Genomic DNA, 20,960 nt, shown 5'->3' on the forward strand with positions numbered 1-20,960 from the left:
GGCCGCAACCTGATGAACCTTCGACCGCCTTGAGTGTGGACGAAATCATTTTTGCATGGCATGCAACCCTTGACGGGGTGGCGAGCAGTTTTTCTGCGGCGAATGCAAGCAAATGTGACTTGCTGCCACTTTACGGCCGCCGATATCGTTGGGGCGCGCGCTGGCCGGCTGCCCGCAGCACGTCGTTCGGACCTTGATTCACCACATTGGAGCATCTTGACCTATGGACTATCTCGCGACTCTCGACGAACTGGCTCTTCCTGAACCCGAAGAACGATTCTTCGCCGGCCTGAGCGGCCGACAGGACCCGAGACTTGGGCGCTGGGCGAGGAGCTACCATTACTTTTCGATCTCCCAGGCGAAGCTGCTGCCGTTGATGGTGAAGCGCCTGGCGATGACGGACCACCACTCGCTGTCTGAAGTCACGAAAGCGCTCTACGAAGAGTACGGGTCGGGAAAAGCCGAGGCGGTGCACAGCCGCCTCTTCGCTCGATTCTGCGAGGCGGTCGGCCTGCGCGCCGACCGTCTGCCGATTGCGCGTGCCGACGTCGAGCCGGACGTTCTTCATTACCTCGATGCCATCGAAGCCGGCTATCGCCACGCGGACAACGGCATCGCGATGGCGACCTACTGCTTTCTGGAGCGGTCCGCCGTCCTGTCCTATCCGCTGATGTTGCGTCGACTGGACGAATTGGGATTTTCGGCATCCGATCTCATCTTCTTTTCGACGCATGTCGTGCAGGAAGCCGAGCATGACCAGGGGGCCAACCAGATCGCCAGGCGGTTGATCCGGTCATCGCGCGAGCAGCAGGATTTCGTCGATCAATTGCAGCGCATGCAACGCGCCTGGTCGAACTTCTGGCGGCCCTTCGCGATGCCGAAAGTGAACATCATTCGTTGAGTCGACGCAGGCGGGTCGCCGGCCCCTCGCCGGTGCACGTCAAGGCCGTGGCTGGCGCGCCCGCTGGAGCGGGTTGCGGCCACGCGAGCGCTCCAGGCGCAGCGGTCACGCGCCTTGAAGTCTTCACAGGAGATGCTATGGATGCCTCCCTCCCGAAGGGGATCAGAAGACTGGAGTTGAGATGACGCCGAAGGCGGCAAGCGCTGCCGTTGACCGCGGAGATCAAGCTGAGCAAGAGCAGAGGGACCCTCTGCTGGATACGGCATCAAAGTGCCCAAGAGGTGATAGACCAAGGTCTTCACAAACACCGCAGAGGGTCCGTCATGAATCGTAATACAGGCATGAATGCAGGACAAATCATCGGCACCATGAACGGTCGGCAGGTCGTCGGGCTGGACATTGCCAAGCACGTCTTTCAGCTGCACACGGTGGACATGGGCACGGGCGAGGTCATCAACGTGCAGCTCAAGCGCGCCAAGGTCATCGAACACTTTGCCAATCGCCAGCCCTGCCTCATCGCCATCGAGGCCTGCGGGAGTGGCCACCACTGGGCGCGCGAATTGATGGCGCTAGGCCACACGGTGCGCCTGTTGCACGCCAAGGCGGTGCGGCCCTTCGTCTCGGGCAACAAGACCGATGCCACTGATGCTCGTGCGATCTGGCTGGCCGTGCAACAGCCTGGCGTGAAATTCGTTGGCATCAAGACCGCGGTCCAGCAAGCCACGCTCACGCTGCATCGCCAGCGCGAACTCCTGATGAAGATGCGCACCATGCAAACCAACGCCCTGCGTGGGCTGCTGTATGAATTCGGCGCCACCTTCGCCAAGGGCCGCAATGCCCTGTTCAAGGACGTCGAGCAGGCTCTGGAAGAGCTCTCGCCACAGTTGCCCCAAATGGTGAGGGACAGCCTGCACGAGCAAGTCGAGCGCATCAAGGCGTTGAGCCAGGACATGCAGACGGTAGAGAAGCGCCTGGCGCTCCAACTCAAGGCCGATGCGGACATGCAGCGCATTGCGCAGATTCCGGGCGTGGGCCTGCTGACGGCGACCGCGGCCATTGCCACCATGGGCGAGGCCAGCGCCTTCAAGTCAGGGCGAGAGTTCTGCGCATGGCTGGGCCTGGTGCCCTCGCAAACCGGCACGGGCGGCAAGGTGCGCCTGGGCAACATCTCCAAACGAGGTGACACGTACATGCGCACCTTGCTCATTCACGGCGCCAGAAGTGTGCTGGCGCACACCAAGGAGCCTGGGGCGTGGCTTGAGGGGCTCAAGAGTCGCAGGCCCGCCAACGTGGTGATCGTGGCACAGGCCGCCAAGATGGCCCGAACGATCTGGGCCGTGACGGCCAAGCAGCAGGATTACCAACGGGGCTTTCAAAGCGTCAGGCCGCAAACGGCGTGACGTCAAGACAGCCAATTCATCAACCACCATAGAAAGGATATGGATCAGTCTTCGCAAGGGTAATGAGGCAGCAAAGAGTGACGTGATGTGAAACAGGTCAGACCGGGACGAGCTAAACCTGCATGGATCGTCGGACATGAAAAGTCCGCTATCGGAGATGAGGCGCTTGTCAGCGGATATGCATGGGGGCCAGCGGGCGAGTCGGGGAAACCGGGCGAGCCGCGCAATCAAGGCCGGATATAAGGACGCCGCCGACTTCTTCACAACGCGACACGAATTCTTCTCGCTACCCGGGAGGCATCCATATAAGGATCCATGTCGTGGCGTCGCGACATGGGTGTCGAATCTGTCCCATGCTCGAGTTGCGTCACCTTCGCTACTTCATTGCGGTCGCGGAAGAGCAGAACTTCAACCGTGCCGCCGAGCGGGTCCACATCGACCAGACGCCGCTGGCGCGAGCTATGCGCGATCTCGAAGATCAATTGGGCGTGAGCCTGCTCGTGCGCACGCCCCGGCGGCTCCATCTCACACCGGCGGGCAGCGAGTTGCTCGGACACGCGCGGCTTCTCCTCGTGCGGCTTGAACGCGTCAAACGGGCGGTTCGCTCCAAGGCGCAGCACCACCGGTCGTTGCGTATCGCGATCGCAGACGGCATTGCGCAACCGCACATGACGCACTGTCTGCAGACTTGGCAGTCCGTCTACCCAGACGCCCCGCTGGAACTGCTTGAACTGCGCGCCGATCAGTTGGTGGCCGCCCTGCGCCGGGAGGAAGCGGACGTTGGCTTCTGCTTCGGGGCCCCGCACCACGAGGCCATCGAACAGCGTGTGGCCTGGGCGTACCCCGTGCGCGCGATTCTCCCCGCGGGGCATGTCCTTGCGCGGCGCCGCGAACTGTCCATCGCCGAACTCCTGGCCTACCCCACCGTGACGTGCGACGCCAGCGCGATGCCGGGATTGCGCCGACAGATGGATGAACTGCAGCGGGCTCACGCATGCGTGCGGCTCCACACGGAAGAGGCCACGACCCTGGCCGGGTACCTGACGCGGGTGGCTGCCGGCATTGGCGTTGCGGACGTTGGGCATCTGCAGGCCTGCAATCGCGGCGACCTGGTGGCCGTGCCGCTGCTCGAGGAATTCAGCTTTCACACGTACGTGTTGCACAGGCGCCAGCCGGTGCGTTCACCGGACGCCGTGCTTCGATTCGTCGACCACGCCCTTTCGTCTGAGCCTGCCGGCGGACCTCGACCCAATGAGCGAGGCGCAGAGTCATGACTCCCCTTGAGACGCCGGAGGTGGCGAACGCCGCCGAAGGCGAAAGCCTGGGTGCGCTTGCGCAGTTGAAGGAGGAGATTCCATGAACGATCGGATCGCGGAATTTCGCGAAGCGCTGACGCCAGGGCTGCCTGCAGAGGTCATCTTCTCGAAAATCGCCGCCGCTGCGCGCGAGCTGGGCTTCGAGGGTTGCGCATACGGTCTGCGGCGCGGCCTGCCGCTTTCGCAACCTCGCTTCGTCCTGTTGAACAACTACGATCTGCGCTGGCAACAGCGCTACGCCAGCGCGTCCTATCTGAACATCGACCCGGTGGTCGCGCACGGGGCGCGACGGGTCGAGCCGGTGATGTGGACGGATGGACTCTTTCGCAGCGCGCCGCAGTTGTGGGATGAAGCACGCTCCTTCGGACTCGAGGTGGGGTGGTCCCAATCCTGCTTCGATGCCATCGGTACGGGTGGAATGTTGTCGCTCTCCCGCTCCCATGAAACGATCACGGCCGCGGAACTGCGCACGCGCGAGCCGTCGCTTCGAATGCTGGTTCACGTCGCGCATCTGGCGATGTCCGCAGCGCTGCTGACTTCGGAGTGGCCTGCTGCGGAGTTGACCCGGCGGGAAGAGGAGATCCTTCGCTGGACGGCCGATGGGAAAACGTCACCGGAGATCGCCGAGATCCTTCGGTTGTCCGTCAATACCGTGAACTACCACCTCAAGCGCGCGCTTCCCAAACTCGGCGCAGCGACCAAGGCCGGCGCCGTCGCTCTCCTGATGACCCGACCGTTGCGGTCGTCGCGCGCGATGCGTTCAACACGCTGACGACGTGTGCGCCGCCGCGGGCGGGGGCAACGCGGGGCGACCCTTGCGGCTTGCGGAGGATCGCGCACATTCGCGGCTCTGCCGAGTCTCGATCCAGCAAGGGACGAGCGCGTGGCCATCGATCACTTGAACCGGCGCTGCAGCCCGGGCTGCGAAGCCGGCGCGACGGAGAAGTCGCTCCACACCACGCGGCGAGACGGTAATGAGACGACGCGCGCCACAGCCAGCGGCGAGGTCGAGCGCAGCCTGAAGGAGCCCGACCGCGACCGGCGAAGAGAAGGCCTGGCGCGAGGGTGAGAGCTCCGACAACAGATCCATCGCGGCGAATCGGGAGAGCTCCCAGATCTCGGCGCTGCGCGGAAGCGGCTGCGAACCCATCAGCTGAGGGAAGACGTCTGCCAGCAGGTAAGGCCGGTGCGTCGGAAGCAGTCGAGCCACCCCTACCAGCGCGCCATCCGGATTCCGGGCTGCGATGTAGACCGTGTCCGAACGATCGAACTGGTCGAACTCCAGGCCTTCGAAGGTCGCAAGCGACCAGCCAAGCCGCTCCACGAAGACCTGGTGACGGTAGCGCGCGACGCTCGCCACGACGAGCGGCGCCAGTTGTGCAGGTGTTCCTGCGAGGTATTCGATGCGTTGTTCGGGCGACTGCATGGGTGCTATTGCAGCCCGGTCGCGAGGCGGATGCCACTACCCGATCAGGTGAGATTGCAACTGCGGGATGCGCGGGTTGCGGCCTCGTTCGGCGATGCGCCGACGCCGCCGGTTCGCGCGTCGGGTTGAACAAGTCGGTTTTCATCGACCCGGGCCGAGGAATGCCCGGTCGCCTCGGACCTTTGCCATTGCGCAACGAGCCTGCCGTGCAACACGGCTTGCGATGTCCGGGTGCCCCTTTGCCCCGTTCCCCGAATGAAATGAGGCCTGCGACGGTCGGTCCGGCGCGGCGCGATGGATGGCGCGCCGTGACGCAATGAGCAAGCGTTGAGACTTGGAGACCATCGGGGAAAACTTGGCGCTTCTTTCTTAGAGGTGATCAATGCCGAACAACACGCCCGTCTTCCTTGATCCGCAGGATCGCAGTGTGCGCAAGAGGCGCAGCACGCAGGCCGTGACGCTCTCGTCGCGGTGGCTCTCCCGTCTCTTCATTCGAGGCCTGCGGCTGGAGGGCGGGCGAGGGCGGAATGTTTCTCCGGATGCACCCGCCGCGCCACGGCCGTTCAAAGGGGCCATCTACGCGGCCGCCCTGGTGATCGGCCTCGGCGCCCAGGGGGCCTTCGCTCAAGGCGCTGCCAGCGAGACGCCCAAGTGGCCGACGAAGCCGATACGCATCGTCGTCGGGTTCGGCGGTGGATCGTCTCCCGACCTCGTTGCCCGGGCCATTGCGGACCCCTTGTCCAAAGCGCTCGGTCAGCCGGTCATTGTCGACAATCGACCTGGCGCGAGCGGAAACATCGCGGCGGACATCGTGGCCAAGTCCACCGATCAGCACACCATCGGGATGCTGATCAACGGCAACATGACCATTGCCAAGATGATCAACCCTGCGACGCCCTATGACCCCTTGAAGGATCTGGCGCCCATCAGCCTCATCTGCGTGGCGCCGCTGGTCCTGGCGGCCCCGATGGACGCTCCTGGCACCGACGGACGGACCTTTCTCGCCGCAGCGAAGGCCGCAGGCAGTCGCTGGAGCTATGGCTCGCCGGGCATCGGCACGGTGGGCCACCTGGGCATGGAGCTCCTGAAGTCCCGCACCGGCATCGCCCCGGTGCACGTGCCCTATATGGGCAACCCGCAGGTCATCGGTGGACTCATTGGCGGCCAGCTCCAGATATCCCTGCTGCCCCCGGGTCTGGCGGCGGAGCAGATCAAGGCTGGCAGGTTGCGCGCCATCGGCGTGACCTCGCTGGCGCGCAGCCCTTTGGTGCCCGACTACCCGACGCTGGGCGAGGCCGGTGTCGAGAACTTCCAGCTGGAGATCTGGACGGCGGCCGCCGGGCCCGCCACCATGCCCCAACCCATCATCGACCGGTTGTCGAAGCTGATCGGGGAGATCACGCGCACGCCCGAGGTGCGCCAGCGCCTGCACCTGGACGGGTACGAGGCGGTCGGTGCGCCCGCAGATGTCCTGGCCGCGCGAATCAAGGCAGACACTGCACTGCTCGGCAAGATCATCGTCAGCCAAGGCGTGAGGCTGGAATGAGCGAGCCAAAGCCGGGCCATGATGGGGCGTCGTCTGCTGCTGCGGCGCAGGAAGCCAATCTCGCCTCCTTGCGCGCGCAACTCGATGCGATCGATGCGAGGCTGCTGGACGTGCTCTTCGAGCGACTGGCCTGCTGCGCCCGGATCGGGCACCACAAGAAGGTGCACGCGGTGCCCATGATGGCACCGCATCGCATCGGGATCGTTCAGCGCCGCGCCGCCGATTTCGCCGCCAGCCACGCGTTGAATCCCACCTTCCTGCATCAGCTCTACGAGCTGATCATCGCGGAGACCTGCCGCCTCGAGGACGAGATCATCGCCTCGGAAGCGGCCATGCCGCAGGCCGTTCGCTCTGCCTGACCGGGACCTTCTGCATCGATCTTCGCGCGGGTCCTCGCCGACGCATTCCGCCAGGAATGCTTGCGGGGCCGCGCGCTGCGTGAGCCTGTGAAAAAGCATCTCGTCGCATCGCCCTTTCCGACGGCCCGGAAGATCCGGATCCCGGAAGCGCTCAGCCGTCCCCGCAGCACCGTGGCGACGCCGCGCAGTGAAACCGCGCGACGGCTCGGAGAGCAGGTGCGCGCGCTTCGCATCGCAGCGGGCGTCTCGGGCGGAGAGCTGGCCCGCCGCAGCGGCATCTCGCGCTCGATGCTCTCGCGGATCGAGCGCGGCCTGGTGCGAGCCACAGTGGACACGCTCGAGCGGATCGCAGAAGGACTCCATGTGCCGCTTGCCCGGATGTTTTCCGACCAGGCGCAACGAGCGGACTATTCCTTCGTCCCGGCAGGCCGAGGCATCGTGGTCGACCGGGTGGGCGCCGTGGCCGGGTATCGCTACGAACTGCTGGGCCATGTGCTGTCGGGGAATCTCTTCGTGGAGCCCTACCTCGTCCGGCTCCTCCCCGCAGCCATGCCGTACACCAGCTTTCAGCATCCGGGGATCAAGCTCCTCCACTGGATCGGCGGACGCGTTCGATACCGATACGGCGACCGGGTGGTCACGCTGAAGAAGGGGGACTCTCTGCTCTTCGACGCCATGGCGCTCCACGGCGTGGACAGCATTGAGGAGGCGCCGGTCGCCTACCTCTGCGTCGTCTTCACGATGCGAGACTAGACGCACCATCGGCCGGCGCAAGCCTGATCTCGTCATCCACCCGTCCATTCACCTTTCACCTTCCACCACCTCCGAGACAGAACCATGCCATCCTTTGTCACCCTGGGTCCGAGAGGCAGCAACCACGATTTCGTCCTGCGTCGCTATCTGGATGCCCATGGCCTCGGCGACCGCGCCCGCATCGGCCTGGTGGACGACTTTCATGTGGGAGCCCGGCAGGTCGTCGCCGGTGAAGCGGATTTCATGCTTCAGTGCGCGGCGCATCCTGATCTGGGTGAAGTGACAGGCCTCTATCGTGAGGAACTCTTCGTGGTGGACGCCTTCATTTCCCAAAGTCGTCCCATGGCCCTCATGCGTCAGAAGGATCCGGTCGGGGTCCCGGATTGTGTGGCAGTCCAAGCGGCGACTCGCTACTACGCGGACCTGTCGCCCTGGTCTCGGGTGGTGATCGAGCCGACGGTCATGGCCGTGAGCCTGGGCCTGCTGGCGCGACGCCATGCGGCAGGCATCGGCTTCGCTTCGTTCGCCGAGGCACATCCGCAGGCCTTGGAGGTCGTCGTTCCCATCGGATCGATCTGTGACGCGTGGGTGCTCTTCGGGCGCACGGCCGTGGATGGTGGCGAGACCGTGGTCTGGACGTCCAGTCCCGTGTCGCGCCTCCTTGCCACGGATGAGCCGACGGGCTGACGCATCGCAGGTTGTGCGCAGGTTGTGCGCAGCCGGGATGATTCGGGCGCGGACCCCCGGCGATGGCATGGGATCACCGACCGGCCCCTGGCGCTCGCCGCGTGGAGCGCAGGACGTAGACGCCGGAGCCGGCGACCAGCGCAATGCCGACGACGGCGTGCCAGTCCGGCACTTCGTTCCAGACCGCGAATCCCAGCACGAGGGCCCAGATGATGTTGCTGAAGCGGAACGGCGCGACGACGGACAGGTCAGCGCGCCGGCTGGCGGCCACGACGGCACTGTTTCCGACAGCCGTGAAGACCGCAGCCCCGACCATCCAGGTGAGCGTCTGCGGGTCCGTGGGCGCACGGACTTCCAGGGTGGCCATGGCGGCGCCCGCAAGGGTCACCGCCAGGGTGGTGACGGTGGCGACCAGCAGCGAGGGAACATCGAGCGGAATGGCGCGATTGACGAGTTCGCGGCCCGCCAGAGAGGCCGCGCAGGCGAGGGCCAACGTGAGCCCTGGGAGGTCAACCGCGGAAGAGGGTCGCAGGACTATCAGGACTCCGACAAAGCCGGCGGTCGCCGCCAGGACACGATCCATCCTTCTGGGCTCGAGTCCCGTCGCCATGCTCACGGCGGCAACGATCAGGGGAGCGATCATCATGATCGAGGTCACCGTGGAGAGCGACATGCGCGACAGCGCGGCGACGGAGGTTGCCGCCGTCGTGATCTCGAGCAATGCGCGAAGCGCGACGATGGGCCGAAGCGTCCTGCGCCAGGCGTGATGCAGCCGGGCACGCGCAACGACCGCCAGAAGCATCAGCGACGCGAGCAGTCCGCGCAGCAGCAGGATCTGTCCGGCTCCGTAGCGAGCCGCCGCCAGCTTGATGAAGGCGTCGTTCAGCACATAGCAGGCCATGGCGAGCAGCATGAGACCGATGCCATGCCGGTTCTCCTCGGCGGAGGCCATCACGCGCCGCTGTCCGCGTCGTCTTGCGCCTTCGATGCGGGCGGCCCGTCCAAGGACGCGGCACCGCAGGCGCGAAGCGTTTCGTACTGCGCCCTGGCCTTGAGCACGATTTCGTCCACTTCGGCGTCGGGATCCGACATCGCCACGATTGCTCCACCCGATCCGATGGAGACCTTCTCTCCGTCGCTTACGATGGTGCGGATGACGATGTTGAGCTTCGCCTGGCCATCCAGGGACAGGAAGCCCAGGCTTCCGGCGTAGACGCCACGCGGGGCGCCTTCGAGGGCGTCGAGGATCCGCATGGTTCGAATCTTCGGCGCACCTGTCATGGACCCGCCCGGGAAGGTTGCGCGCAGTGCATCGATGATCGACTTGTCGCGGTGCAGTTGTCCGCGGATGGTGCTCACGAGCTGGTGCACGGTCTCGAAGGACTCGACGTGAAAGAGCAGCGGGACGTGGACGCTGCCGACCTCGCACACGCGCGCCAGGTCGTTGCGCAGCAGATCGACGATCATGAGGTTCTCTGCCCGGGTCTTCTCGTCCTCGAGCAGAAAGCGGCTGTTGCGTGCGTCCTGCTCGGGTGTCGCGCCGCGGCCGATGGTTCCCTTGATCGGCTTGGATTCGAGGGTGCCGTCGGCCGCGAGATCCAGGAAGAGCTCCGGCGAGGCGCAGAGGACGGCAAGGGGTCCCGACTTGAGGTAGGCGGCGTAGGGGGCCGGGTTGTTCCGGCGCAGCACGCGATAGACGTTCCAGTCGTCGATCCCGCCGGCGCCGACAAGCTGGTTCGTGAGACAGGCCTCGTACGTCTCGCCCTGGAGGATCTCATCCTGGCAGCGCTCGATGAGCGCACGGTATTGCGGCAGCGGTATGCGCCATGCCATGGGCTCGAGTGCCTCGGCACCCGCTTCGCGCAGGATGGGCGCGGCGAGATCAAGCGTATCCAGCCGCTCGGCGAGTCCGTGCATCCATTCCATATTCGCCTTGGACAAGGCGCCCTGGTCGAGACACAGGATCCATGCGTCCTGGTTCAAATGGTCAAAGGCCACCAGACGGTCCGCGAAGATCCAGAGCGCGTCGGGGGTGGACGCGTCGGGCGTGGGCTGGCCTTGCAGTTCACCGCGCAGCTCGTAGCCGAGATAGCCGACGTAGCCGCCGATGAATTCGAAGGGCCACTCGCCCGCGGGGACCGCGCACTGGGCGAGGCGCTCCTGGAGGAAGTCGAAGATGCTGCCCGGGGCGCTGCTCGCCCCGGCGGCAAGCAGGTGGTCCGGGGCGGGTCCCTGGACGTGGAGCTCCTGCTCGGCCGAGCGATAGGTCACGACCTGCGCAGCAGGGCCGCGGGCATCCCCCATGTACGAGAAGCGTCCTCGCTGGCCGTCGGGGGCGCTGCTGTCGAGCCAGAAGGCGTCATGGGCGTCCGCGAAGCAGGCCGAGAACACCGCTTCGGGCTCGGGAAAGTTCTGCAGGCGATGGATGTGGACGCTGAAGCGAGGCCCTTTGGGGCTCTTCCGCGCGGCCTGGGCCGAGCCGCGGCCCGGAAGGCCCGCACGGGATGCGTGCCGCGCATGCCATTCCTGCGTGAGGTCCCGGAAGTTGGCCAAGAGCCGGGCGCCGAACTCCGTGCAGATCGACTCGGGATGGAACTGCACGCCCCACCAGGGTCGATGAAGGTGTCGCAGGGCCATGAGCGTGCCGTCCGGCGTCCACGCCAACTCCTCCATGTCGGAGGGAAGGTGGCTGGCCGCGAGCGAGTGATAGCGCACTGCCTCGAAGGGTGAGGGAATGCCGCGGAAGAGCTCGCAGTCCACATGCGAGACCTTGTCCAGGCGCCCGTGCATCGGGCGGATGGCCAGGTCCACGGTCGCCCCCGAGAAGTGGGCCATGGCCTGATGGCCCAGGCACACACCCAGGATGGGGACATCCGAGAAGCGCAGCGCGTCGCCGGAGATCCCCAGATCGCTGGCCCGCTGCGGCCGCCCGGGCCCGGGCGAGATCACGATGTTCTCGAACTCCATGGCCTGGACCTCGGCCCATGGCAGCTCGTCGTTGCGTAGGACGATGGGCTCGCGGCCGTTGGCGGCCGCCAGGTACTGGTGCAGGTTGTAGGTGAAGGAATCGTGGTTGTCGATCAGCAGGGTGTGCATGGAAAACCTCGCCGGTGTCCTGAGGGCTTCGATGGTGAAGCGGCGGATGGATCTGTCCAACTACCAGAACGGGTGGGTTCGTTCGGTGCGCGAGATCGGCGCGCGGAATGCCGAGAGGGTGACCCGGCGCCTTCGTGATCCGCGGGCTGAAGCGTTCCAACCGGACACGCGGCGCGGCCGGCAGGGAAACCGAGAAAGGTGAAGGTGAAAAAACGGGAAGGGACGCGCAGGCGACGGGGCCTGCGCAGGCCGATGCCGTGCCCTCGACCCGGAACGCTCTCTAGGCGCCCGCCTGAATCAATTCGGCGAGCGACGCCTCGGGCGTCTGCATGCACGCGCGGCACCAGTCCAGATAGAACAGGACGTCCATGTAGCGCTCGCCGCGCTCGATTTTGGATACCGCTGACTGAGCAATCTTCAGGCGGGCACCGAGTTCGGCCTGCGTGAGACCGCTCTGGCGCCGAAGCTTGCGCAGATGTCTGCGCAGAATCTCGTAGCGGCGGTGGTGGATGGGAACAAGCACGCACACATGCTCTCCAAGAATCATAAAAAACCCATTTCGGACTATTGTTGTGTATGATCGTTCGAGAGAAAAAAGCCAGAATGGACTTTATTGTGTTCTTCTTCGTCGTCGCTCCGCCCCGTGCGCGTGGCCGCGTCGGCCGCGGCCCGCTCGCGGGCAAGCGGTCGACGAAGGCACAGCGGCCCGGGGTGCGTGAAAGCACCGGGTGGCCGTGTGCGGCGGCTGCCGTGCACGCGGCAGCCGCGATGGTCGCAGAGCGAGGCCGGTGATGCGCGCGCGCGCTGCGCCATCGCCGCTGCCGAGCGCGCGAAAGCCCCGATTGCCCGCCTCGCTCGCGCGGGTGCCTCTTCGTGCAGGGCCACCCGCGAAGAGCGAGGCCCTGCATCGTCTGGGCGAGGAGGTGCGCAACCTCCGGATCGCCCATGGGACCTCGGGCGGTGAGTTGGCTCGGCGTTGCGGGCTCTCGCGGTCCATGCTCTCGCGCATCGAGCGCGGGCTGGTGTCGCCCTCCATCGACACCCTGCATCAGTTGGCAGAGTCACTGGAGGTCCCGCCGTCACGCTTCTTCTGTCATCAGAACGCCCGGCCCGAGCTGTCATTCGTGCCCGCCGGACGAGGCATCGTGGTGGATCGGCTCGGCGCGACCGCAGGGTTCCGCTACGAGCTGCTCGGCCACTCGCTGTCCGGCAACCTGCTGGCCGAACCCTACGTCGTCCGCCTGAAGCCGGGTGCGCGACCCTTCGTCGAGTTCCTGCACCCCGGGCGGGAGTTCATCCACATCCTGTCGGGTCGCATCCGCTATCGCCATGGCGGCCAGGCGCTGGAGATCGGCCAGGGAGATTCGCTCTTGTTCGACACCAGTGCGCCCCACGGCGTCGAGCGGATCCTCGAGGAGCCCGTGAGCTACCTCATGGTGAGCGTCACCACGCGGAACTGAGACGCCGGGTTGTTGCGGCTAGCCGTGGGCGGCCCTGCGCCGCGCTCGGGCCGAGGAGGCGCCGGCAGCGCATGCCGCGGCGCTACGTCGCGCCCGGGCGTTCAAGTCCGTCGCGCTTGCTCGAGGTCATGGTCATGGTGCCGCCTGCGCGCTGAGCAATTCACCTGCTTGGGTACCTGGTCGTTCCACCCTCGGACATCAGTCGCACCAAGCCGCTCGTGCGCCTGATCCTCAATCAGATCGGGCGGCGACTGACGGAGTCCCTGGACGGAAGCGACGGCATCGCGCGACGCCACAAGATGCTCCTGATGCTCGACGAGTTCCCGGCGCTCGGGTGGCTCGACTTCTTCGAGTCCGCACTGGCCTTCATGGCGGGTTATGGCCTGCGGGCGTTCCTGATCGCGCAATCCCTCAACCAGATCAACAAGTCCTACGGACAGAACCACTCGATCCTGGACAACTGCCATGTGCGCGTGGCGTTCGCGACCAACGACGAACGCACCGCCAAGCGGATCTCGGAGGCATTGGGCACGGCCACCGAGCAGCGCGCGCAGCGCAACTATCCCTTCTTGACGTCTGAGGAGTCGCTCAATGCTCAATCTCGCGGAATATCGCCGACGCCCAGCCCTGCTGGCCGACTGGCTGCCATGGGCGGGCATCGTCGCCCCGGGCGTCGTTCTCAACAAGGACGGCTCCTTCCTGCGCACGGCGCGCTTCAGAGGGCCCGATCTGGAGAGCGCAACGCCGGGCACTGGCGGGCTGTGGCTGCCAGCACGTCCACTGACGTGCTCGAGGTCGAAATCGTTTGCTCTGACCGGACCGAACACCGCCGGCGGGTTGAGGGGCGGAAAGCTGATATTCAGGATTTCACGCCGCCAACCTGGGAGGCGGTCCTTCATCATGAATACGAGGCATGGACAACAAGCCGCCTTGTCATTGATTCCGCGCTCTTCACCGCGAGCGAAGCGGCGAAGCAGATTCGGGAGAGGCTCAGCCAAGCCGGGGGTAGGTGAGCAAAGGCAGAATGCGACCAGAACCAGACTTTCAAAAGGACCTTCGGTGACGTTGCGAAAAAATTTCGAGGAAGTCATTTCACCTGTCCGAACTATCCTGATGCTGGTGTTCTCTGGCCTCGTCTTTTTCGCCGCGACCTGGCACGGTTTGGGGCGACCAAACTCGGTTTCCGAGTACCGCTTTCTCGGGCGACTCTCTGAGCAGAAGGTAGGTGAGCGCTTGGACCTAGGGGCGCAAATGCCTGGAGATTGGGAGATGGTCTGCGATGCTCACGGGTATGCGGGGGACTTCTATCCGGAGAAGTACGGTCGAAAGTACCCTGCCGTTGGCGAACCCGATGACGGGGCATGGGGTCTTGTTTTCATCGATGCGGATGGGTCCTTCACATCCGCGTCCGGAACCTGCAAATCGACTGGCGTCCTACTCACCATGGAAGGCTGCGCAACACGCGACCAAGTGGTTTTGACGCGAGAAGCCAGAAGTTTTCCATGCCCGGTTTTCAAGAACTAGTTCGCTCTTGCGCGAGGCATTCCGAGGTCCAGGACTGAAGTCGCCAGGAGCGGACATTCCTGGTGGGCATCCAATTTGATGCCCGACCCCAATTCGGTCGTGCCATGCACTACCGCGCCGACGACTCCTGCCCGAACTTGATGAGGTTGCCGTCCGGGTCCATGACATAGAGTTCATCCATGCCCCATGCCGTGCGAACCACGGCCTGCAGCGAGGGTAGCTTCGGACTGAGCTCACGATGCACGGCCTCGATGTCCTCCACGCGGATGTAGCACGAGGTGTTCTCGGCGATGTGCTTATCGTTGCAGGCCCAGAAGTGCAGCTCCGTGTCGCCGCGCACCGCCATGCCGTACGAAAATCCCTCAAAGTGCTGAGTCCGGAAACCAAGGACATTCCCGTAGAAATCGAGAGTGCGCTCCATATCGAGTGAAGCGAGGACGGGTATTGCCTTGCCGAAGCTTGCTTGATTCATTGCGATTTCGGTTTCCTTGAGGAAGCCATTGTGCAGGGGCGGGTCTGAGCGTCAGCTCTTGGGAAGGTCTTACCTCGGTATCGGGCCCGGGGACGCCGACGCAGGAATAAAATCCGGGCCGGCGTGCATTTGAAGAGAAGACGTCTTTCCATCGATTCATCAAAATTCAGACGCCTTTGTCGCCAACGTTCATGACGCTAGGCGACGAACTCCCTCACTTTCAAAGGTTCCAGACTCAATGACGAAGTCCTACGCGCAACTCAAATCCGCCATCGCCAAACTCGAAAGGGAAGCGGCTGCGCTTCGTGAAACTGAGACGAAAAAGGTGGTTGCGCAAATCAAGGAGTCGATTGCCACGTTTGGCCTGACCGTCGAACACCTCTTTGGCCGAGGCGCCAAAGCATTGAAAGTAGTCGCCGGCAAAGCCCTCGGCGATGGCAAAGCAGTGCGCAAGGGCGCAGGCGTTCCCAAGTACCGACACCCCAAGACGGGCAAGACCTGGACGGGCTTCGGCAAAGCTCCCGGATGGATTGCCACGGTTCGCAACCGTGACAAGTTTCGCATCGACCAATCTGGCGTCGTCGCAGAACCTTCGGTCGAAAAGGCCGTGGCGCCTGTCGCTGCAGTGGCGAAAAGGGCCACCCGTAAGGCCCGCGCAGTTGCAGCACCGGTGAAGACGTCGCGTCGCGCCAAGAAGGTTGCTCCCGCTTCTGTCACAGCTCCCGAAACTCAGGCTGAAAAGCCGGTCGCGAAGAAGGCCGCACCGGCAAAGAAGGCAGCTGACGCCTCCAAGACTGCAAAGGCTGCTGCGAAGACCACCAAGAAGGCCGCCGCCACTAAGTCGCAAGCTGCCGCCAAGACCCGCAGCGCGCGCACGTCCACGAACGCTGTGGCGCCTGTGTTGACCTCCGCCACGCCGGAGACGGCTGCATCCGCGAGCTGATAACACCATTGGCCTGCTTCGGCCGATGGGACACACAAACGGGCCGCTCTGCGGCCCGTTTGCTCTTGGTGGAGCTTCGAGATTCATGGCGCCGAGCTAGGGTTGGAGCGCGAATTTGCGGAGATTCGCTCCCGTGAGCAAACGCGACGACTCGAGCATCCGCCTTCTGGATGTCATCATGTCCGCTCCGAGCCCGAAGCCCTGAGCCAGCGACCGGCCACAGTCGGCCATGAGCTGACCTTCGAGAAGGAAACCCAGATGTTCACTTGGATAGGCAAACAAGGGGTGAGGAGCAGCGATGGCTTTGAGGTCCAGAGCATCGACCGTTTCTCCATCGCCTACCGCGAGGGCTCGCAGGTTGTGACAGTCTACGTAGAGGATGGCTTCTATGGCGGGGGGCAGTCTGTCGGCATCGAGCGAGGCGCCTTCGCGCACTGGGACAACCTCCGTCTAACCAACTCGCTCGAGAAGCAGGCCCAGATGCGCGCGAACTTCGTGGCCGCCTTGAAGTTTCAAGGAATTGCCGTTGAGCTGTGAACGGCCACAAGCAGATGCTCACTGACTGGGCCTGATTGAGTTGCGACGTTCAATCTGGCGTCCTGCAAACGTGAACAAGTTCACGAATGCGTGGAGCATCCATGCAATATCGGAACTCCCAGCGGCTCGCCGATGGCGGACATTTGAACGGCATGCACAAGGAAGACTCCCGCGACCCCTGGTCGAATCAGTCCCACACGCCGATGACGGCTTGGGAAAACGGGCTGCGACCGTCGCGGCCATCCAATCGAATGTTGTTCCTGCTTGCGGCGGCCGCGGCCGCACTCGCGGCGTTCGTGGCGTTTAACGGTTGGCGAGATTCAGACCCCCTGCGATATCCCAAGGGGCGGCAAGTCGCGCCAGCCACGCCCCCAGCGGTGAATGCTTCGCCGGCACCAAGGTACGAAGAGCGTGAGCTGGAGCCTGGGCCGTCGTCGCGCGTACAGCGATTCGCGAAATGCATATCGCCTGCGGGCGCCGCAACCTATTCAGACGGACCTTGCCCGGCTGGCACACGGACTGGCGAGGTGTCCGTGGCGCCTGATGCCAACCTGGCCGAGGGGATGCCTCAAGCTGCCAGGCAGGCGTCGATGCGCCGGAACAGCGCCATCGCCCAATCCGTCTTCGAGCATGAGCGCCGGGTGGCGATGAACGTCGACAGCTCCTCTACGGAGTGCGCGCAGCTCAATGCGTTGATTGCCTCGATTGACGCGGCTGCTCGCCAGCCTCAGCCTGCCTTTGAACAGGACCGCCTCAAGGACCAGCGCAGGCGCGCGAGGGACCGGCAATTCGCCTTGCGTTGTGGATGACCTTCGAGGGAAGAATGCGGCCAGAAGATGCTATGTAGGACTACCCGAGTCAGCCCCGTTTAGCTACAACGGGATTTCCAACCTCTACGCAAGGAGACGGAAATGACGACCCAGACAGTCCTACCAGGCAAGGATACGGCGCAGGCGGGCGAGTTGTACATCAGCTTCGAGTTGGGCAACAAGAAGTGGAAGGTGACGGCCAGCGATGGCTGCCGCGGGCCGAGCCGCTACAACGTGGACGCGGGCGACACGACAGCGGTCGCCGATTGCATCTGCAAGGCTGCAGAGCGCTGCAAGCTCGGTCCTCGGTTCAAGGCGCATTCCTGTTACGAGGCAGGTCGCGACGGCTGGTGGTTGCACCACTGGCTGGCTCAGCAAGGTGTCGACAACATCGTGGTCGACGCCGCCAGCATCGAGGTGAACCGACGTGCCAGGCGGGCCAAGACCGACCGTCTGGACGGTGACAAGCTGCTGGCGATGCTGCTGCGCCACCACGGTGGCGAACGCGTCTGGTCGGTGTTGCGCGAACCGACGCCCGAGGACGAAGACGCGCGCCGCACGCATCGCGAGCTCGCCCGGCTGACGACGGAGCGCACGGCACACATGAACCGCATCGGCTCGCTGCTCGTGCTGCACAACCTGCGCCCGAACGCCGTCATCGGCGGGCGCGATTGGGCAAACTGGTGGGAGCGCCATCGCGAGCAAGTGCCACCTATATTGCGTGCCGAAATCGAACGCGAGAGCGCACGTCTGTCGCTGGTCAAGCGGCAGGTGAAGGCGCTGGAAGCTGAACGACGCCGGGAGGTCGAAACTGGCAAGCAGCCGGTGGTAGCGCACCTGACTCAACTGCGGGCCATCGGTCTCAAGACAGCCTGGGTGCTGGACAAGGAGCTCTTCGGTTGGCGGCACTTCGCCAACCGGCGTGAACTCGCCGGCTGCCTGGGTCTGGTGCCCACGCCCTATGACAGCGGCGGCAGCAAGATTGAGCAGGGCATCAGCAAGGCAGGCAACAAGCGAGCCCGGGCGTTGCTGGTCGAACTCGCCTGGGGCTGGCTGCGTCTGCAGCCCGACAGCGCGTTGACCCAGTGGTTCAACCGGCGCTTCGCCGGCAGTGGCAAGCGCATGCGGCGCGTAGGCATCGTGGCGCTGGCACGGCGCCTGGCCATCGCGCTGTGGCGCTACCTCGAACATGGGGAAATTCCGGTCGGAGCGATGCTCAAGCCGGCCGGCGCGTGAAGCAACACGAGTAACTCCACCTCCCACACGGCTAAGCAAGGAGCACATTGATGGTCAAAGGTCGACGCGCCCGGAAAGTCGGCGGGTCACCACACGGTGACCGACCAAAAAGAAGGGGCGCATCGGTAACTGGGGTTTGCCATTGCGCTTTGCGCGCATGCTGCATGAGGTGCACGGCATTCACACCGTGCACGGATAGAAGCTCGTCCGAGCAGTGGCTCGAACGCTCGTCACGCCCCGACCTTGGCCCTTGGTGCATCTCACGAGCCAAGCCCGGCCCGTAGACTCAGTGCAAACGCAGAGGCCATCATGAAATACCTCGCCGCTCCAAAGCGGCCCTTCAAACCGCAGCGCGAAATCGTACCCGACGTGCGTTTACTGAGGCCTGAACAGGTACATAACTAACGTCAGCGCCACCACAAACAGCCCCAAAAGGCGCATCGCCTTGCGTTCGTTCAGTTAACCCGCTCGACCTCGGTCGGACGCCACTGCTTGGAGAAAAATGGCTCGAGTGGGCTGTATAGGCGCAGCGCCGGGATGAAGCCCTTGCCGGGGGTCGTCCGAATCCAGTTGCCGCGCTTCACGCCCTCGGGTTGCCGGGGTCCAAAGTACACCGTCGTCGAACCGTCAGCGTTCGGCTCGGCGGCCGGCGATGGGATAGCTTTGGCTGCCGGCGCGCGGGTAGCCCTGCGGCGTGTCGAGCATCGATCGGGTCATCGTGTCGTACAGCGTGAACGACCAGAACTTCGCGGCCGGAATACCCTTCGGCAGCGTGACCTTGTAGGTCTTGGCGCCGTCGATGTAGTCCCCCTGGGCGTCCACCATGGTCCACAGATAGGTCGATCCGATGTCCGGCAGCCGCATCGCCATCGCCGGCGTGATTCCGGTGACGCCGTAGAAGAAGGCCGAGCACGAGTCGAGCTTTCGATAGCCGGTCGTCGGGAAGCTCAACAGCGCCACGTTGACACTGACGGTCAAACCACTGCGTCAACGCGTTGTCGAGCTGCACGCGCAGACAGCCCCGGGCGAGCTCCACCAGTGACGCGCGGGCTCGCTTGCTGCCTGCCTCGCTGATGCCTTGCTCAATCTTGATGCGCCGCAGCCATAGGCGCGGGTTCTAGACCCAGGCAACCGGCGAGATCGCGCCGATCGGCGAAGCGCCGCCAGCCGAAGAGTTCCATGTCCTGAACCCAGACCGTCTTGAGACCGATGGCCCGCAGGAGGGCCAGGTGCGCCAGGTTTGGCAATGACTTGGGTTCCTCCCAAATCACGCCACTCGACCCCGGCGAGAATCGGGCTTGGTCACCGAATGGAGTTTTGATGAGTTGGGTCACCATTGTCTGGGCCATGGTCGGGTCCGCGTGCCTCATGCTGGCCGCCGTGAATTTGCCCCTGTGGGTGAAGGATCGGACAGCCTGGCCGAGTTTGTTCTTTTCGGCCTTGGCGGTGGCGACCGCTGCGGTTGCCTTCGGCGAACTCGTCGCCATGAAAGCGCAGGGACCGGATGAATTTGCCCTCGCCCATCGCACAGGACAGGTAGGGATCTGGCTCATCAACGTGTCGCTGGTCGGCTTCGTGCGCAGCTATCTCAAAAGCGGTCGCGCCTGGTTGGGGTGGACAGTCGTCGTACTTCGGACCGCCTCGTTGTTGCCCAACTTCCTGACCGGTCAGTCACTGAACTACAAAGAGATCTCGGCGTTGCGCTCCATTCCGTTCCTGGGCGAGAACGTCTCGATCGCCATCGGGACCCCCAATCCGTGGATGCTGGTCGGCCAGTTGGCGACTGGCCTGCTCGCGATTTTTGTCCTGGATGCCAGCATTTCGGCCTGGCGCCGCGGTGACAGGGCCGCAGCGCTCACCATCGGCGGCACGGCCTGCTTCTTCGCCCTGGGTGGTGTGGCGCAGGCGGTGGTGGTGTTCTGGGGCTTTGTCGAGGCGCCGACCACGGTCAGCTTGTTCTCATTGGGCATTGTGTTGGCGATGGCCTATGAACTGAGTCGCAACGTGCATCGCGCGGCGAGACTGCTGCACGAATTGCGCGAAGGCGAGGAGCGCATGACGCTCGCCATGCAGGCCGCGAACCTGGGCCTCTGGACGCGCGATACCGCGTGCGGCACCTTCTGGGCGAGCCCGAGGACCCGGCAGCTGTTCGACTTTTCGCGGAACGAGCCGATGGATCTGGAGTCGTTGCTATCGAAGGTGCATGTCGACGACCGCCGCATGGTTCGCCTGGCTTTCTCCGAGGCGGGAGGGGGCAGGATTGGCCACTTTCAGACGGAGTTTCGCGTTTTTGTTTCCGATGGCAGCACACGGTGGATCTCGGCGCAAGGACAATTCGAGTTCGAACGCCAGCGCGCTGTCCGCAGTCGGGGTGCCTGCAGCGACATCACCGCCCGCAAGGAAGCCGAGCAGGAAATGTTGCGCCTGCGGCATGAGATCGCTCACGCAGGCCGCTTGTCCGTGATGGGTCAGTTGGCGGCCGCTCTGGCCCACGA

At 64.4% G+C, this 20,960-nt stretch carries 24 protein-coding genes and 1 pseudogene; 17 read left to right on the forward strand and 8 right to left on the reverse strand.

The window, feature by feature from the left end; translation table 11 throughout:
* Positions 1-223: 223 nt before the first annotated feature.
* The 4 genes from AC1D2O_RS02045 to AC1D2O_RS02060 all read left to right on the forward strand — a co-directional run bounded on the left by AC1D2O_RS02045 (position 224) and on the right by AC1D2O_RS02060 (position 4,389).
* Entirely contained in the window at positions 224-901 is a 678-nt protein-coding gene (locus AC1D2O_RS02045) for an iron-containing redox enzyme family protein (RefSeq protein WP_478089701.1), read from the forward strand.
* Positions 902-1,269: 368 nt separating this feature from the next.
* The gene (locus AC1D2O_RS02050) at positions 1,270-2,301 is read left to right on the forward strand and encodes an IS110 family RNA-guided transposase (protein ID WP_478089711.1); all 1,032 of its coding nucleotides are present in this window, start codon (positions 1,270-1,272) and stop codon (positions 2,299-2,301) included.
* Between the two features lie 353 nt (positions 2,302-2,654).
* Positions 2,655-3,575, forward strand: coding sequence for a LysR family transcriptional regulator (locus AC1D2O_RS02055; protein WP_478156063.1), 921 nt, complete (start codon positions 2,655-2,657; stop codon positions 3,573-3,575).
* An 82-nt stretch (positions 3,576-3,657) separates the two neighbouring features.
* Positions 3,658-4,389, forward strand: coding sequence for a LuxR family transcriptional regulator (locus AC1D2O_RS02060; RefSeq protein ID WP_478156065.1), 732 nt, complete (start codon positions 3,658-3,660; stop codon positions 4,387-4,389).
* Here AC1D2O_RS02060 and AC1D2O_RS02065 read toward each other — a convergent pair.
* The gene (locus tag AC1D2O_RS02065; RefSeq protein ID WP_478090323.1) at positions 4,378-5,043 is read right to left on the reverse strand and encodes an acyl-homoserine-lactone synthase; all 666 of its coding nucleotides are present in this window, start codon (positions 5,041-5,043) and stop codon (positions 4,378-4,380) included. The two genes, AC1D2O_RS02060 and AC1D2O_RS02065, sit on opposite strands and share 12 nt — an antisense overlap.
* Positions 5,044-5,425: 382 nt before the next feature.
* Between AC1D2O_RS02065 and AC1D2O_RS02070 the strand changes: the two genes are divergently transcribed.
* From AC1D2O_RS02070 to AC1D2O_RS02085, 4 genes are all read left to right on the forward strand, one after another.
* A complete protein-coding gene (locus AC1D2O_RS02070; protein WP_478090322.1) occupies positions 5,426-6,589 on the forward strand; it encodes a Bug family tripartite tricarboxylate transporter substrate binding protein in 1,164 nt (387 codons plus the stop codon).
* A complete protein-coding gene (locus AC1D2O_RS02075; RefSeq protein ID WP_478090321.1) occupies positions 6,586-6,948 on the forward strand; it encodes a chorismate mutase family protein in 363 nt (120 codons plus the stop codon). Before AC1D2O_RS02070 ends, AC1D2O_RS02075 begins: the two co-directional genes overlap by 4 nt.
* A gap of 171 nt (positions 6,949-7,119) precedes the next feature.
* Positions 7,120-7,701, forward strand: coding sequence for a helix-turn-helix domain-containing protein (locus tag AC1D2O_RS02080; protein WP_478090326.1), 582 nt, complete (start codon positions 7,120-7,122; stop codon positions 7,699-7,701).
* A gap of 84 nt (positions 7,702-7,785) precedes the next feature.
* Positions 7,786-8,388 (forward strand): hypothetical protein, encoded by a 603-nt coding sequence (locus AC1D2O_RS02085; RefSeq protein WP_478090320.1) that lies wholly within the window; start codon positions 7,786-7,788, stop codon positions 8,386-8,388.
* 73 nt (positions 8,389-8,461) lie between these two features.
* On the opposite strand, the gene AC1D2O_RS02090 is transcribed toward AC1D2O_RS02085, so the two are convergent.
* Positions 8,462-9,340 carry a DMT family transporter gene (locus AC1D2O_RS02090; protein ID WP_478090325.1) on the reverse strand — a complete coding sequence of 293 codons (879 nt, stop codon included), beginning with the start codon at positions 9,338-9,340 and terminating at the stop codon, positions 8,462-8,464.
* Entirely contained in the window at positions 9,340-11,484 is a 2,145-nt protein-coding gene (gene pabB, locus AC1D2O_RS02095; RefSeq protein WP_478090319.1) for an aminodeoxychorismate synthase component I, read from the reverse strand. The genes AC1D2O_RS02090 and pabB overlap by 1 nt, the downstream gene beginning before the upstream one ends.
* Between pabB and AC1D2O_RS02100 the strand changes: the two genes are divergently transcribed.
* Entirely contained in the window at positions 11,483-11,686 is a 204-nt protein-coding gene (locus AC1D2O_RS02100; protein WP_478090318.1) for a hypothetical protein, read from the forward strand. The two genes, pabB and AC1D2O_RS02100, sit on opposite strands and share 2 nt — an antisense overlap.
* A 78-nt stretch (positions 11,687-11,764) precedes the next feature.
* On the opposite strand, the gene AC1D2O_RS02105 is transcribed toward AC1D2O_RS02100, so the two are convergent.
* On the reverse strand, positions 11,765-12,007 hold the full coding sequence (locus AC1D2O_RS02105) for a helix-turn-helix domain-containing protein (RefSeq protein ID WP_478090317.1): 243 nt from the start codon (positions 12,005-12,007) through the stop codon (positions 11,765-11,767).
* Positions 12,008-12,386: 379 nt separating this feature from the next.
* On the opposite strand from AC1D2O_RS02105, the gene AC1D2O_RS02110 reads away from it, so the two are divergent.
* From AC1D2O_RS02110 to AC1D2O_RS02120, 3 genes and pseudogenes are all read left to right on the forward strand, one after another.
* Positions 12,387-12,944, forward strand: a complete 558-nt coding sequence (locus tag AC1D2O_RS02110; protein WP_478090324.1) for a helix-turn-helix domain-containing protein — start codon at positions 12,387-12,389, stop codon at positions 12,942-12,944.
* A 173-nt stretch (positions 12,945-13,117) separates the two neighbouring features.
* A pseudogene (locus AC1D2O_RS02115) lies at positions 13,118-13,507 on the forward strand (type IV secretory system conjugative DNA transfer family protein); the annotation flags it as partial.
* Positions 13,508-14,003: 496 nt separating this feature from the next.
* On the forward strand, positions 14,004-14,468 hold the full coding sequence (locus AC1D2O_RS02120) for a hypothetical protein (RefSeq protein WP_478090328.1): 465 nt from the start codon (positions 14,004-14,006) through the stop codon (positions 14,466-14,468).
* Positions 14,469-14,577: 109 nt separating this feature from the next.
* Here the strand turns inward: AC1D2O_RS02120 and AC1D2O_RS02125 are convergent, their stop codons facing one another.
* Positions 14,578-14,940 carry a bleomycin resistance protein gene (locus AC1D2O_RS02125; protein WP_478090316.1) on the reverse strand — a complete coding sequence of 121 codons (363 nt, stop codon included), beginning with the start codon at positions 14,938-14,940 and terminating at the stop codon, positions 14,578-14,580.
* 238 nt (positions 14,941-15,178) lie between these two features.
* Between AC1D2O_RS02125 and AC1D2O_RS02130 the strand changes: the two genes are divergently transcribed.
* The 4 genes from AC1D2O_RS02130 (at position 15,179) to AC1D2O_RS02145 (ending at position 18,465) form a co-directional block, all read left to right on the forward strand.
* Positions 15,179-15,883 carry an H-NS histone family protein gene (locus AC1D2O_RS02130; RefSeq protein ID WP_478156066.1) on the forward strand — a complete coding sequence of 235 codons (705 nt, stop codon included), beginning with the start codon at positions 15,179-15,181 and terminating at the stop codon, positions 15,881-15,883.
* A 102-nt stretch (positions 15,884-15,985) separates the two neighbouring features.
* Positions 15,986-16,420: a hypothetical protein gene (locus AC1D2O_RS02135; protein ID WP_478156068.1), complete on the forward strand. Its 435-nt coding sequence runs from the start codon at positions 15,986-15,988 to the stop codon at positions 16,418-16,420.
* 533 nt (positions 16,421-16,953) lie between these two features.
* A complete protein-coding gene (locus AC1D2O_RS02140) occupies positions 16,954-17,229 on the forward strand; it encodes a hypothetical protein (protein WP_478156070.1) in 276 nt (91 codons plus the stop codon).
* 102 nt (positions 17,230-17,331) lie between these two features.
* Positions 17,332-18,465, forward strand: coding sequence for an IS110 family RNA-guided transposase (locus tag AC1D2O_RS02145; RefSeq protein WP_477650503.1), 1,134 nt, complete (start codon positions 17,332-17,334; stop codon positions 18,463-18,465).
* Positions 18,466-18,920: 455 nt separating this feature from the next.
* Here the strand turns inward: AC1D2O_RS02145 and AC1D2O_RS02150 are convergent, their stop codons facing one another.
* The 3 genes from AC1D2O_RS02150 to AC1D2O_RS02160 form a co-directional block, all read right to left on the reverse strand.
* On the reverse strand, positions 18,921-19,079 hold the full coding sequence (locus AC1D2O_RS02150) for a DUF1214 domain-containing protein (RefSeq protein WP_477650504.1): 159 nt from the start codon (positions 19,077-19,079) through the stop codon (positions 18,921-18,923).
* Positions 19,080-19,092: 13 nt separating this feature from the next.
* Positions 19,093-19,443, reverse strand: coding sequence for a DUF1214 domain-containing protein (locus AC1D2O_RS02155; RefSeq protein WP_478156073.1), 351 nt, complete (start codon positions 19,441-19,443; stop codon positions 19,093-19,095).
* Positions 19,444-19,547: 104 nt separating this feature from the next.
* Positions 19,548-19,799, reverse strand: a complete 252-nt coding sequence (locus tag AC1D2O_RS02160; protein ID WP_477650826.1) for a hypothetical protein — start codon at positions 19,797-19,799, stop codon at positions 19,548-19,550.
* Here AC1D2O_RS02160 and AC1D2O_RS02165 point away from each other — a divergent pair.
* Positions 19,786-20,960: PAS domain-containing protein (locus tag AC1D2O_RS02165; protein ID WP_478156074.1), on the forward strand; the 1,175-nt coding region annotated here is incomplete at its 3' end. The two genes, AC1D2O_RS02160 and AC1D2O_RS02165, sit on opposite strands and share 14 nt — an antisense overlap.

The organism is Variovorax sp. P1_G12 (assembly GCF_056405555.1).